This window comes from Flavivirga eckloniae (genome assembly GCF_002886045.1).
Lineage (GTDB): Bacteria > Bacteroidota > Bacteroidia > Flavobacteriales > Flavobacteriaceae > Flavivirga > Flavivirga eckloniae.
This window is the reverse complement of sequence record NZ_CP025791.1, coordinates 4,840,697-4,853,378: the sequence shown is the minus strand read 5'-3', so window position 1 is coordinate 4,853,378 and position 12,682 is coordinate 4,840,697. Positions and strand designations below refer to the sequence as shown.

The window sequence follows — 12,682 nt, the reverse complement described above, 5'->3', positions numbered from 1 at the left end:
ACTGTGGATTCCTGTCTTCACAGAAATGCAAATAATGACTATTTTTATAAAATGAAAAAACACATTGTTGTACTTACGGGAGCTGGTATGAGTGCCGAGAGCGGTATTAAAACCTTTAGAGATGCAGATGGTTTATGGGAAGGTCATGATGTTATGGAAGTGGCTACTCCCGAAGGTTTTAGGGCAAATCCGGAATTGGTATTGGATTTTTATAATCAACGACGCAGACAACTTTTTGAAGTGGCCCCCAATGCTGCTCATTATGATTTAGCTAAGCTTGAAAACAATTTTAAAGTGACCATCGTTACGCAAAATGTAGATGATCTGCACGAACGTGCCGGAAGCAGCAACGTGGTGCATTTACATGGTGAATTGTTAAAAGTAAGAAGCACTGTTGATGAAAGCGACATTCAAGACTGGAAAACCGATTTGGTTTTAGGCGATACATGCAAAAAAGGACACCAATTACGCCCACATATTGTTTGGTTTGGTGAAGATGTACCTATGATTGAAAAAGCGATTTCTATTTGCGAAACTGCCGATATTTTACTCATTATCGGCACGTCTATGCAGGTATATCCTGCTGCCGGTTTAATGCACTATGTACCCCAAAATACACCCTCTTATTTTATCGATCCGAAACCCGCTATAAATAGCAAAGACAACTTAACCGTTATTGCCGAAACTGCTACATCTGGAGTTTTTAAAGTCTCAAATATTTTACTTAAATAACACATTTACAATACCATACAATTTTTTAAACTTTAGTATTTGAAAATATTTTACTACATTTGAATCATATTATTCCTTCATTTGAAGGTTAATTGTTTTGCCCCACTCTAACAGTAAATCTTTTTTGCTATGAAAATATTATACTGTTTAGCACTTGTGCTTTTGCCTACGATCTCCTTTTCTCAGGTGGGTATTAATACAACAAATCCATTAGATACATTACATGTAAATGGAACGGTTAGGATAGTTGATACGAATTCTTCTACCTCTACCAAATTAATGGGAGCGGATGCTAATGGAACTATAAACGAAGTTATCGTTGGTACGAACCTCGGGTTAACAGCAGGTACACTTAACGCTTATGGATCTGCAACTTACGGCATTATTTCATTAGCCGTTACCGATGGACCAGTTAATGAAGAATTTAACGACTATGATCTAGGAGTTAGTGGAGTAAATCAAGATAAGACCGTATTTAGGTTAACCGGAAGAACCAATAGCTATCGGTTTACAGGTATAGCAGGTGGTACAGACGGAAGACATATAGTACTACTTAACATTCCTTCTGTAAACTTTAGATTAGAAAATGAACATACATCTTCACTTGCCCAAAATAGAATTATAACATTAAGTGGTGGTTTCGAAGCTACTTCAGGTCAAGGATCGGCAGAACTGGTTTACGATGGTACGCTACAACGATGGTTTTTAATAAATCTTAGAAATTAACCAAACTATACTGGTTTTGCTTATCACTACTAGTCTTTTTCAACAACAGTAATGGGCAAATCTTCAGTTCCTGAATAAAACACCACTATAACTGCCGGTTTATTGGTTTTATTAATGCCGTAATGTATTTTATTTACAAGTTCTACAATAACATCGCCTTCTTTAAGCTCTAAAATGTTATCATCTATATCAACAACTGTTAATTCTCCTTTTAATAAAATACCCGAATTAATAACTGGGTGGTAATGCTTATGCAATTTCGTTTTTGGCGGAATCGTTATTTTTAAAACCGTAATTTTTGGGTTCCCCGTTGGATAATTAGGTAATGTATCGCCATTCCAGCTTTTAGTGGTTTCTGCTAACTTTTCTACTTGTATCTCTGTTATTTTTCCAGTTTTACAAGATAAGACCATTATAAAACTTAAAAAAACGATTATTTTATTCATATGCTAATCAATTGCTTTATTCTTTTCTTCAATCCACTTGCTCATAAACTTAGTGCTTTGCATACTGTGATATTGCAACATTTGCCCTGTAAAATTATTGAACCTGTTATTATGAAGTGCTTCCATGGCTTCTTCTATACGATGCTGTAGTGCTTCCTGAAAAGCCTTTTTATTAAAACGTTTCTTTATAATTTGAAATCCGTTTTGTTGCTTTTCCCTCCAAAGGTGATCATTTACGTATAACTCAACCGCCTTATTAGCAAAATGCTTCGGCTCGTCTTCTATAAATCCGTTTGCCTTTAAATTACCATACATGCCTTCCGCTCCCATACTAGTCGTTATACTTGGCGTACCGTTAAGCATGGCATCTACCAACTTCCCTTTTAAACCAGCTCCAAACCTTATAGGCGCTAAACACACCTTGGCTTGTTGCATAACTTCGTTTACATCTTCTGTAAATCCTTTTATTAAAAAACCTTCTTTTTTATTGTGCAACTGATTTACTTTTTGAGAAGCATAAGCACCATAAATATGTAATTCCGCTTTAGGCAATTGCTTTTTTATTAATGGCCAAATGGTTTCTTTTAAATACAATACCGCATTATAATTGGGTGCATGTAAAAAATTACCAATGGTTATAAAATGTTGCCGGGTTTCAAAGCTTGGAAATTTTTCAATTGTTTCTTCTAAAACGCCATCTAACATAAAAGGTAAATAGTGCAATAAACTTTCGTCTACCCCAAAGTCATTTTTAAGAATATCCATTTCGGCTTCAGAAATCATCAAACTTAAATCACTTCTATAAATACTTGCTATTTCCCGTTTTGCAGTATCGTTGAACAAATAAGATCTGTCAAACGCTTTTTTATCTTTAAAGGCTTGCTGTCTACCTTTTCTCAAACAGTGCAAATCTTCAGTATCAATAACCCTTAAGGCATTCGGACATTGTTCTGCAACCCGCCAACCAAATTGTTCTTCCATCATAAAACGGTCAAATAAGACTATATCGGGTTTCAACTCCTTAATAAAAGTATCGAAACTGGAATTATTTAATTCAATTGAAATTTGACCAATTCCTATAGTGCTTAAATCAAAAGCATTATCGCTTTTAGCACAGGGACTGGCAAATGTTATTTGGTAGTTTTGAGCTTGAAAGAACACTATCAGCTGCATCATTCTGCTTCCTGCCGCAGAACTTTTAGGCTCTGGCCATACAAAACCAATTATTAAAAGTTTTCTTGACACTAATTCACAACTGTTTTTTTGTTAAAAATCTACAATATCATAATTCATTTAAAAAACTTCACACCAACAACCCCATACTAATCACGACAAACTAACCACTGAACACTGTCAACCATCAACTATCAACCATCAACCATCAACCATCAACCATCAACCATCAAAACTACTCCGGCTTAGGCTCTAAACTATACTTGAAACGCACCTGTTTAGCCCAATCGGTTACAGCATTTATTTGTTCATCTGTAAGTTTGGCTTCGGTATGTGTCCAGGTATACGAATTAAGCGGCATACTTTTTTCTTCAACCATTTCTATAAGTTCTTCAAATTTATGGTCTTTTCGCTTTACAGAATTCCCTTCCCAGTTAGATACGTTAAAATGCTTTTTTCCATGTTTTATATGGTCTGCCAGCCAATAATTAACTGGTGTAATAGCATTATACCAAGGGTACCTCGTAACATCACTATGGCAATCGAAACAGCTTTCTTTCAAAATAATTTTAACGTCCTCGGACGGATTCGTTTCATTAAGAAAACCCTCTATTGACGCTATGTTGCCTGCATTTTTATCAGGACCGAAAAATTGAGCAACAACAAATACGATCAATAACAACAAGAATATCTTTTTTATTGTTTTCATTATGGGTATTTTTAGGTTTCTAAAAATAGATAAAATTATCTTATGACTTTAGAAGAATTCCACAAAGAATTAAGCTACTTAAATGCCTCCCGAGAAAACCGAATGAAATACGCCAATATGGTTTTAAACGATATGAGCTTATTTCCAAAACTTATAGATATTCTTTTTATGGTAGACGATAAAGTATCTTGTCGTGCGGCATGGGTTTTCGAATTTGTTTGTGCTAATTATATTTATGCCGTTGTTCCTTATCTTGAAATTTTCACAAAAAACATTAAAAATGTTCATTTCGATTCGGCAGTACGCCCTATATCCAAAGTCTGTGAATTTATTACCAAAGCATACTATTCCAAAACCCCAAATACGATAAAACAAACCTTAAATCCAGAGCATAGAGAACGTATTATCGAAGCTTGTTTCGATTGGATGATTAGCGACCAAAAAGTTGCTCCCAAAGTTTATGCCATGGAATCTTTATTTCTTTACGGAACCGATTATGATTGGATTCACACAGAATTAGCGCAGATTTTAGATCGCGATTTCCCAATGCAAAGTGCCGGTTTTAAAGTGCGGGCAAAACGCACATTGTCAAAAATTAAGAAATGTAAAACTTCTTAAAAAATCGCAAACCAAATACTTAAAACGTAAATCAAAAACGTATCTTTGCAACTTCTTAAAAAAACACACAACAATGTCATTATCACCATTAAATGCCATCTCTCCTATTGATGGACGCTATAGAAGTAAAGTTAACGAATTAGCCCCTTATTTTTCTGAAGAAGCACTTATAAAATATCGTGTTTTAGTAGAAATTGAATACTTTATTGCGCTTTGCGAAATTCCATTGCCCCAGCTTAAAGATATTGATACTGCTATTTTTGATGATTTAAGAAACATCTACAAAGATTTCTCTGAAGCGGACGCTTTAGCTATTAAGAAAATAGAAAGTGTTACCAACCACGATGTTAAGGCGGTTGAATATTTTATAAAAGAAAAATTTGATGCTTTAAACTTGTCGCAATACAAAGAGTTTATCCACTTCGGATTAACTTCTCAAGATATTAACAATACAGCTATTCCTTTAAGTATTAAGGAAGCTACAAACGATGTTTATATTCCTGAATATTTAAATGTTTTAAACAAGTTAAAAACATTAACCAAAGATTGGGCTGCTATTTCCATGCTTGCCAGAACGCACGGTCAACCGGCTTCTCCTACACGCTTAGGTAAAGAAATTCAAGTTTTTGTAACACGTTTGGAAGAACAGTTCAATTTATTAAACGATATACCTAGCGCTGCTAAATTTGGTGGTGCTACTGGTAATTTTAATGCACATCATGTGGCTTATCCAAACATAGACTGGAAAGCATTTGGTTCTAAATTTGTACAGGAAAAACTAGGGTTACACCATTCATTTCCAACAACTCAAATAGAACATTACGACCACATGGCTGCCTTATTCGATACGTTAAAGCGCATCAACACGATTATAATTGATTTGGACAGAGACGTTTGGACTTACGTTTCCATGGATTATTTTAAACAAAAAATTAAAGCTGGCGAAGTTGGTAGTTCTGCCATGCCACATAAAGTGAATCCTATCGATTTTGAAAATAGTGAAGGTAATTTAGGTATTGCGAATGCTATTTTCGAACACTTATCTGCAAAACTTCCTGTGTCCAGATTACAGCGCGATTTAACCGATAGTACTGTTTTACGTAATGTAGGCGTGCCTTTCGGCCATACCCTTATTGGTTTTAAATCTACTTTAAAAGGTCTGGATAAATTACTTCTAAACGAATCTAAATTTGCAGAAGATTTAGAAAATAACTGGGCAGTTGTTGCAGAAGCCATTCAAACTATTCTTCGTCGTGAAGCATATCCTAACCCATATGAAGCTTTAAAAGGTTTAACCAGAACTAACGCTACTATAAATCAAGACTCTATTTCAAATTTTATTGACACTTTAGATGTATCGGATACAATAAAAGAAGAATTAAAACGTATTACTCCTAGCAATTATACAGGAATTTGAAAATATGTTAAACGATAAACAGTCTTTATTACTTTGTGGTCTTATGGCTGGCGGTGTATTTGCTGCCGGTATTTTAGATATCTTAAAGAATTTTATTGTTTTAACAATTCTCACACTTATATTTTCTGCTATTGTTGCAAACCTACTTTATGTAAACCTAAACCCGAAGGAAAAGACAGAAAAAGATATAGAAAACCAAAATGATTTAACATAAAAAGAGGCTGTTTGAAAATTCAAATTTAGTGTCATTGCGAAGGAGGTACGACTGTGGCAATCTATCACCTAAGTAAGAGATTCTTCGCTACGCTCTGAATGACAATTTTCAAACAGCCTCTTTAGTTTCCTACATTTGTAGTAGGGATGAAAATCTTTAAAAGAACAAAGTACTTAAAAGTATTTGTGTGTTATACACTGTGTTTTAACAACCTTATTCCTTTTTTTATATTAACATTACTATAAATTATTTAAAGAAATTCATAATATCTTGTACTTGACTTTCGTCTACATTGGCACCTTGTAATGCCGTAAATAGTGTCGCCATTTTATCTGGGCTCATATCATCCCCCAAAACACGAACGATACCGAAACCTAATTCTTTAGCACTTCCAAAAACAACGACTTCGTCGGCTTCATCATCTGTACCTATATACTTAACAATAATTTTTCTTCCTTTATCGCTAAATTCCATAAGATCGGTGTACTTGCTATCATTTAAAATAGTTTTAACCGTAGCTAATTCTTCTTTATATATTATGTCTGTATCTGTTTCGGATGTTTTATAGGCTAAAAAGTTTAGTCGTTTTACCGAATTATAGGCATCGTTTTGCTCTTCCGTAAAATTAGATTTGTCCAGCTTTATCATAGATATAGGTATATCCTGCGATATAAAATTACTTGACTCCTGATTATCTACAAAATAACGCTGCAAGCTTGCACTATCTCCACAACTCACTAAAATGGTGGTAATAAATAAAAGGCAAAGCACACTTTGGATTGTTCGTTTCATTTGATTTTTTGATTTGTTCGTTTTTTGATGTAAGACCTGTCCGTTAGGGCAAGTGTAATTAATATAAGGCTGTGTAAAAATGAAATAAACCTGCCTGTTTAATACAGGCAGGGAATCATCTTTTGATTTATGTATTAGATTCTTCGCTTGCTTCGACTACGCTCAGCACAGGTTGCTCTGAATGACAAAATACATTAATTTTCACACAGCCTCATATTTGTTTCTTGATTGATGATTATCTTTTACTTCTTTTTTTCTAAATGCTTTCCTCCTGGAATATTCATTTTATCGGTAAGCTTAGAAATTTCATTTAAATCTATATCACCTGTTAGTGATACCACTACTGTTTCTATTTTTCTATTCTCACCATTAATATCAATACCTTGTCCTTTCATGGCTTTATCGATACCATTTACAAAGATTAAAAGTTCTTTTACATGATCTGCATCTTTACCTTCTTTTACATAAAACTTCACTTCGGTACCATCATCTTTTACTTCCATTAATTCTTCTAGAGAACTAGAGCGTGATTTCACCCATTTCTGAATATCTAACGATATTTCTTTTTTATCTGTTACTATAGTTTTAAAGCTGGTAATACTTTTTACCATATCCATAAACGCTCTTGCTTCTGGGTCGCTCGTATCAATGCCAGCTTTAGCAATCATTTGAAACATTTTAGGTTTAATAGACACATAAGTAACATCTGAGTTATCGTTATATTTATCAAAAATATTTTGTGCTATTCCTGTTAATGGTACTAACATTAGTGCCAGAATAAATACAATTACTTTCTTATTCATCTTTCCTTTATTAAAATTTATTATTGTTTTCATTTTCTTATTTTTTTTTAATTCTTAAAAATTATACTTGTTGTGTTTTCGATTTCATTAAGGTAACCTATTGTAGAAGTTCCTGCATCCATTTCATCAAGGTAGCTAATAGCCTGTGTACCTTTGTTAAAATGACTTGAAATCATGGCCAACGATTTTGATACTTCGTTAAACGCTTCTTCGGGTTCACAAAATGTTCCCATTACATCTTCTTGACACGTGTCAATAGGACCAGTTTGATTTAAATAAAACCCTAACATAAGAACAGCTACCGCAGCAACAGAAACCCATTTGTAATTAAATTTACGTCTAGTTTTTAATGGTATGTCTTTAGTAAATTGTTCTTGTTGGTTTACCAAAAAATATGCAAACATGGGTTTATACATTTCTAAATGTGGCGCTACAGTCTCTTGTGAAAAATAGTGTTTTAACTGCTGCTCTTCCTTTAGTGTTGTTTCACCGTTCTCATACTTTTCCAGTAAGTCTTCTATATTATTTAATACCATAATTATGTGTATTAGTTAATTTTTCTCTTATTGTTTTTCTTGCTCTCGATAAGTTTACACGGACTGCCGTATTATTCATATCCAGCATTTTTGCAATCTCATCATAATCGTATTCTTCTATATCTCGTAGTTGAATAATCATGCGTTGTTGTTCGGGCAGTTCTTCTATAATTTTCGAAACCCAATCTACGCTATCATTTAATTCAACCTGTTTTTGCAACGATGTATTACCATCTTCATAATTACTATGCACAATTTTTAAATTCTGTGCTTGTTTCGATTTTAACTTATCAAAACAAAAATTCTTGGTCATTGTCATAGAAAAAGCCTCCACATTTTTATACTCCTGCATCTTCTTTTTATTGTTCCACAACTTTAACAAAACCTCCTGTGTTGCATCCTCAGCTTCCTCTGTAGATACAAGTAATCGCTTTGCTAAACGAAAAACTTTATCTTTAAAAGGCATTACAATATTTAAAAACTCTACTTGAGTCATTATTGGTTTAGTTTAGTTAAAAACAGCTTATTACTGCTATTTGATATTACGACGAACCACTTCCAGATTTGTTACAATATTTTTTTTATTATACAATAATGTAAGTAAATTTAGGGTTTTAAAGACTAAACGCTTATAAAAAACAGCTATGAAAAATTTAAAAGCCCTAACCCTATTACTCATACTAACTCTTTTAATAACGGGTTGTTATGATGATGGTGACGATATCACTACGGTTACGACGAGCGAAATAAACGATTTTGTTTGGAAAGGAATGAATGCTCTTTACCTCTATAAGCAAAATGTACCTAATCTTGCTAATAATAGGTTTTCATCTGATGAAGATTACACCAATTACCTAGAGGATTTTACCAAACCTCAAGACTTATTTGAAAGTTTAATATATGAAAGAAAAACAGTAGACAGGTTTAGCTGGATCGTTGATGATTATTTTGAATTAGAACGTCAATTCCAAGGCATCACAGGTACTAACGGTATGGAGTTCGGTTTTTTTGCGACACCAAACAGTAGTACAGAAGGGTTTTGTGCTATTCGTCTGGTTTTACCCAATAGCCCTGCCGATAATAATAACCTAAAACGTGGTGACATTTTTTATGGTATTGACGGTAACAGACTTACCAATGATAATATAAACGCTTTGCTAAATCAAGAAACGTATACTATAAATCTAGGGTTTTATAATGACAAAGGCACACCTGAAACTACCGACGATTCTATAGATCCGCTTAACAAAGATATTACCCTTACTAAAGTTCAATACACCGAAAACCCTATTCATAAAACAGATGTAATAACTGTAGGCGGCGAAAAAGTTGGCTATTTAATGTACAATGGCTTTACTTCTGGTTCTGAAAATGCATTGAATACTGTTTTTGCCGATTTTAAATCCAATAATATACAACACCTAATTGTAGATTTAAGATATAATCCGGGTGGTTCTGTTAGCACAGAAACTTATTTAGCTAGTATGATTACGGGGCAATTTACCGGAGAAGTTTTTCAAAAACTTGTTTATAATGAAGATTTACAGGCAGAAAACAATACCTATAAATTCACTAATAAAATAGATGAAGGTTCAGCCATTAACAGTTTAGGTCTTACAAAATTATATATACTTACTACTGGTAGATCTGCTTCGGCCAGCGAAGGACTGATAAACGGTTTAAATCCATATATCGATGTTATACAGTTAGGAACGAATACTACCGGGAAAACCCAAGCATCTATAACCATTTATGATTCCCCAAACTTCGGAAAAAAAGGCGCAAACCCAGGACATACCTATGCTATGCAGCCTCTAGTTGCTAACGGTGTTAATAAAGATGATGTAACTGTACCATCTTCTGGTATAACTCCTAAAATAGAACTAGAAGAAAGCCCCTTAAATTATGGTATTTTAGGCAACATCGACGAACCTTTATTAGCAGCAGCTTTAGCAGATATTGAAGGTTCTACTGTTAAAATAGCAAACATAAAGGCTAAATCTGGCTTATCTTTTAAGTTATTAAAAGACAGTAACGACCTTAATCCTTTTGAAGGGGGCATGCGCATTAACCAATAAAATAATAAATCTAGTCAATTAAAATTTTACCAGAATTGGTTCTGTATATTCTTGTAATAAAATATTTAATACGATAACAATAAACGCTCTCAAAATATACAGAGAGCGTTTTTTAATTACTATCATTGTTTACTTATAAATAATGCCACCGTTTTAGTGGCATTTAAATAAAGTGTTTAAGTTACAGGTATTAACCTTTCTATAAGGTTAACTGAAAGCCTATTCTAACATTTCTTCCTTTAGTTACATAGCCTGGAACGTCTTGATAATCTTCATTCAAAACGTTGTCGATACCTCCAAAGAATTTTATTTTGTCTTTTAAAGCCTTATGGCTTAAGTATAGATTAACTAAACTAAAACTTTCCAAAGGAGGCACAAAACTGTTTTCAAATCTATCATGCACGTACTGGTACGACAAAGAAGCAAACGTCGTTTTGCAAAGATTGTAACCTATCTGTAAATTTCCTTTATGTTTAGGTATTCTACGAGCTAAACTTTCTTTATACTCTGTAAATGCATAGTTAGCCGAAATAGATAGTTTCTCTAATGGCGTGGCATTAACTTCAACCTCTACACCTCTAGCATTCAATTTATCGGTTGCATTTACATATCCGCCATCAATCCATAATACCGTGTTTTTTTCTTCCCTATTAAAGAAAAGCCCAGTAATTCTAAAATCGTTGTTCAATTTAAACTCTACTCCAGTTTCAATAGTTCTATTTTCTTCTGGTTCTAAATCTGGGTTTGGACCAAAAGAACCAAACAATTGAGATAAAGAAGGTGTGATAAATGATGTACTATAAGATCCAAAAACTTTTGTATAACCCTCGTCATTTGATTTTATGGTGAACGATGGGTTTAAATTATATGTAAAATGGGAACCATATTCGCTGTGATTATTTAACCTTCCACCAGCGTTAACATTTAATCCAAAATCTGATACAAAAACAAAATTTAAATAAGGGTCAATATTTGTAAATGATTCTTCTTCAACAAAATCAGCTTTACTATCTATAACATTTAGTCCAACAATGGTATAAAACATTTTATCAAACACATACTTATTATAGGCATCTATAACATAGTTTTTTGATTTGAATATTGACGGAAAAGCAGAAATAAATTCCCTATCATATTCACTAAAAGCCGCATTTAAATTAACACTACCATTTCTATACTTATACTTTGAAGACAATCCAGCTCTAAATTGCTTGTTTTTGAATTCATCATCAGTATCTACTAAATTAAAATCCGCATCAAATCCATCAAAACCAGATTTTAAATCTGAAAAATTCCCATAAACATTTAAAGATAACGCTTTGTTAAACCTATAGCCCAAGTTAACATCAACCCCATACTTTGAATATGCATCTTTTTCATTAGTATCACTAATTGCAGCAGAAAGCCCATCGGTATATTGATTGCTAAACGCTGCTCGGTAAGTAAACTTATTTAGAGTACCATTAAAAGCAACACTATTATTAAAATCTGCAATGTCATAATTTTGATCCGACTCAGACTGATTCGTTCCTAAACTTGAAGCAACAACAGCACTTATCTTTTTAGTTCCAGCTTTTTTAGTTGTTATATTAATAACCGCCGATGCAGCTCCACTACCATATAAAGTACTGGCCGCCCCTTTAATTATTTCGATAGATTCAATTTGACTTAAATTTAAAAGCCTAAAATCATAAGCCCCGCTAAGCTGCGACGGATCACTTACTTGTACACCATCAATTAAAACTAAAACCTGACGGTTACGTCCACCACGAATATAAACGTCTAAATTTTGTCCGGCGTTACTCCTACTCCCGTTAATTTCAATACCCGATTTCGTGTTGATTAATTCCGAAACCGTTCTTCCTTGGTTTCTTTCAATTTCTTGCTTAGAAATCTTAATAACTGTTTTTCCTGAATTTTCACGTTTCAATTTAAATCTTGAATCTGTGATTACAACTTCATCAAGTTGTTCTAAATTAGTTGAATCCTGCTCCTGTTGAGCAAAACCAATTAAAGATACACCAAAACACAGTGCCCCAAAAACATTTAATTTTTTGTTCATTACAATGAATAATTAATCGAGAGATCGCATGTATATCATACGCAAACTTTTGTCCCGAAAGTTTAACTTATTTGTTTTGAAAATGGCAGGTCTCCTGACTTGTTTTACGTTATTTTACCTTCCCAGCAAAAAGCCAGTGGTTTTGAAGTTAATAACATCCTCTATCGAGGTACCGAAACAGGTTCGGTTTAAACTTACAGTTGCGGGAACAGTTCAAGAATGAAGAAAATGATTTTAGATATTTAAAATCATAAATCTTTTCACTTGATTCCCTTTTAATCCGTTCAATTAAAATTGAATAGAACCAAAATTCGCTGCAAATATACTAATCCATTTTAGATTTAAAAGTACTCTTGTACTTTATTCATTTAAATAT

14 protein-coding genes and 1 riboswitch are annotated in these 12,682 nt (G+C 33.4%); of the genes, 6 read left to right on the top strand and 8 right to left on the bottom strand.

Going from position 1 to position 12,682, the window contains the following annotated elements:
• The first annotated feature begins 51 nt into the window (after positions 1-51).
• A complete protein-coding gene (locus C1H87_RS19900) occupies positions 52-732 on the top strand; it encodes an SIR2 family NAD-dependent protein deacylase (RefSeq protein ID WP_102757495.1) in 681 nt (226 codons plus the stop codon).
• 129 nt (positions 733-861) lie between these two features.
• The gene (locus C1H87_RS19895) at positions 862-1,458 is read left to right on the top strand and encodes a hypothetical protein (protein ID WP_102757494.1); all 597 of its coding nucleotides are present in this window, start codon (positions 862-864) and stop codon (positions 1,456-1,458) included.
• A 29-nt stretch (positions 1,459-1,487) separates the two neighbouring features.
• On the opposite strand, the gene C1H87_RS19890 is transcribed toward C1H87_RS19895, so the two are convergent.
• The 3 genes from C1H87_RS19890 to C1H87_RS19880 form a co-directional block, all read right to left on the bottom strand.
• A complete protein-coding gene (locus tag C1H87_RS19890) occupies positions 1,488-1,904 on the bottom strand; it encodes a cupin domain-containing protein (protein WP_102757493.1) in 417 nt (138 codons plus the stop codon).
• A gap of 3 nt (positions 1,905-1,907) precedes the next feature.
• A complete protein-coding gene (locus C1H87_RS19885; protein WP_233783219.1) occupies positions 1,908-3,149 on the bottom strand; it encodes a glycosyltransferase in 1,242 nt (413 codons plus the stop codon).
• 163 nt (positions 3,150-3,312) lie between these two features.
• Positions 3,313-3,786: a heme-binding domain-containing protein gene (locus C1H87_RS19880; protein WP_102757492.1), complete on the bottom strand. Its 474-nt coding sequence runs from the start codon at positions 3,784-3,786 to the stop codon at positions 3,313-3,315.
• Positions 3,787-3,828: 42 nt separating this feature from the next.
• Between C1H87_RS19880 and C1H87_RS19875 the strand changes: the two genes are divergently transcribed.
• The 3 genes from C1H87_RS19875 to C1H87_RS19865 all read left to right on the top strand — a co-directional run bounded on the left by C1H87_RS19875 (position 3,829) and on the right by C1H87_RS19865 (position 6,035).
• Positions 3,829-4,404: an adenylosuccinate lyase gene (locus C1H87_RS19875; protein WP_102757491.1), complete on the top strand. Its 576-nt coding sequence runs from the start codon at positions 3,829-3,831 to the stop codon at positions 4,402-4,404.
• A gap of 73 nt (positions 4,405-4,477) precedes the next feature.
• Positions 4,478-5,821 carry an adenylosuccinate lyase gene (gene purB / locus C1H87_RS19870; RefSeq protein WP_102757490.1) on the top strand — a complete coding sequence of 448 codons (1,344 nt, stop codon included), beginning with the start codon at positions 4,478-4,480 and terminating at the stop codon, positions 5,819-5,821.
• A 4-nt stretch (positions 5,822-5,825) separates the two neighbouring features.
• A complete protein-coding gene (locus tag C1H87_RS19865) occupies positions 5,826-6,035 on the top strand; it encodes a hypothetical protein (protein ID WP_102757489.1) in 210 nt (69 codons plus the stop codon).
• Between the two features lie 246 nt (positions 6,036-6,281).
• On the opposite strand, the gene C1H87_RS19860 is transcribed toward C1H87_RS19865, so the two are convergent.
• The 4 genes from C1H87_RS19860 to C1H87_RS19845 all read right to left on the bottom strand — a co-directional run bounded on the left by C1H87_RS19860 (position 6,282) and on the right by C1H87_RS19845 (position 8,662).
• Positions 6,282-6,827 (bottom strand): DUF4252 domain-containing protein, encoded by a 546-nt coding sequence (locus C1H87_RS19860; RefSeq protein WP_102757488.1) that lies wholly within the window; start codon positions 6,825-6,827, stop codon positions 6,282-6,284.
• 242 nt (positions 6,828-7,069) lie between these two features.
• Positions 7,070-7,663, bottom strand: a complete 594-nt coding sequence (locus C1H87_RS19855) for a DUF4252 domain-containing protein (protein ID WP_233783217.1) — start codon at positions 7,661-7,663, stop codon at positions 7,070-7,072.
• A gap of 14 nt (positions 7,664-7,677) precedes the next feature.
• On the bottom strand, positions 7,678-8,166 hold the full coding sequence (locus C1H87_RS19850; RefSeq protein WP_102757487.1) for a hypothetical protein: 489 nt from the start codon (positions 8,164-8,166) through the stop codon (positions 7,678-7,680).
• Positions 8,153-8,662 (bottom strand): RNA polymerase sigma factor, encoded by a 510-nt coding sequence (locus C1H87_RS19845; RefSeq protein WP_102757486.1) that lies wholly within the window; start codon positions 8,660-8,662, stop codon positions 8,153-8,155. Before C1H87_RS19845 ends, C1H87_RS19850 begins: the two co-directional genes overlap by 14 nt.
• A gap of 148 nt (positions 8,663-8,810) precedes the next feature.
• Here C1H87_RS19845 and C1H87_RS19840 point away from each other — a divergent pair, with 148 nt between their 5' ends.
• On the top strand, positions 8,811-10,244 hold the full coding sequence (locus C1H87_RS19840; RefSeq protein ID WP_102757485.1) for a S41 family peptidase: 1,434 nt from the start codon (positions 8,811-8,813) through the stop codon (positions 10,242-10,244).
• A 199-nt stretch (positions 10,245-10,443) separates the two neighbouring features.
• Here the strand turns inward: C1H87_RS19840 and C1H87_RS19835 are convergent, their stop codons facing one another.
• Positions 10,444-12,306 carry a TonB-dependent receptor plug domain-containing protein gene (locus C1H87_RS19835; protein ID WP_102757484.1) on the bottom strand — a complete coding sequence of 621 codons (1,863 nt, stop codon included), beginning with the start codon at positions 12,304-12,306 and terminating at the stop codon, positions 10,444-10,446.
• A 67-nt stretch (positions 12,307-12,373) separates the two neighbouring features.
• Positions 12,374-12,630: riboswitch (cobalamin riboswitch) on the bottom strand.
• Between the last annotated feature and the right edge of the window lie 52 nt (positions 12,631-12,682).

What these genes read in the sequence shown, in the direction of transcription:
- C1H87_RS19850 (WP_102757487.1), bottom strand. Translation starts at nt 8,166, where the DNA reads ATGGTATTAAATAATATAGAAGACTTACTGGAAAAGTATGAGAACGGT.
- C1H87_RS19895 (WP_102757494.1), top strand. Translation starts at nt 862, where the DNA reads ATGAAAATATTATACTGTTTAGCACTTGTGCTTTTGCCTACGATCTCC.
- C1H87_RS19865 (WP_102757489.1), top strand. Translation starts at nt 5,826, where the DNA reads ATGTTAAACGATAAACAGTCTTTATTACTTTGTGGTCTTATGGCTGGC.
- C1H87_RS19890 (WP_102757493.1), bottom strand. Translation starts at nt 1,904, where the DNA reads ATGAATAAAATAATCGTTTTTTTAAGTTTTATAATGGTCTTATCTTGT.
- C1H87_RS19845 (WP_102757486.1), bottom strand. Translation starts at nt 8,662, where the DNA reads ATGACTCAAGTAGAGTTTTTAAATATTGTAATGCCTTTTAAAGATAAA.
- C1H87_RS19855 (WP_233783217.1), bottom strand. Translation starts at nt 7,663, where the DNA reads ATGAAAACAATAATAAATTTTAATAAAGGAAAGATGAATAAGAAAGTA.
- C1H87_RS19900 (WP_102757495.1), top strand. Translation starts at nt 52, where the DNA reads ATGAAAAAACACATTGTTGTACTTACGGGAGCTGGTATGAGTGCCGAG.
- C1H87_RS19875 (WP_102757491.1), top strand. Translation starts at nt 3,829, where the DNA reads ATGACTTTAGAAGAATTCCACAAAGAATTAAGCTACTTAAATGCCTCC.
- C1H87_RS19880 (WP_102757492.1), bottom strand. Translation starts at nt 3,786, where the DNA reads ATGAAAACAATAAAAAAGATATTCTTGTTGTTATTGATCGTATTTGTT.
- C1H87_RS19835 (WP_102757484.1), bottom strand. Translation starts at nt 12,306, where the DNA reads ATGAACAAAAAATTAAATGTTTTTGGGGCACTGTGTTTTGGTGTATCT.
- C1H87_RS19840 (WP_102757485.1), top strand. Translation starts at nt 8,811, where the DNA reads ATGAAAAATTTAAAAGCCCTAACCCTATTACTCATACTAACTCTTTTA.
- C1H87_RS19860 (WP_102757488.1), bottom strand. Translation starts at nt 6,827, where the DNA reads ATGAAACGAACAATCCAAAGTGTGCTTTGCCTTTTATTTATTACCACC.
- purB (WP_102757490.1), top strand. Translation starts at nt 4,478, where the DNA reads ATGTCATTATCACCATTAAATGCCATCTCTCCTATTGATGGACGCTAT.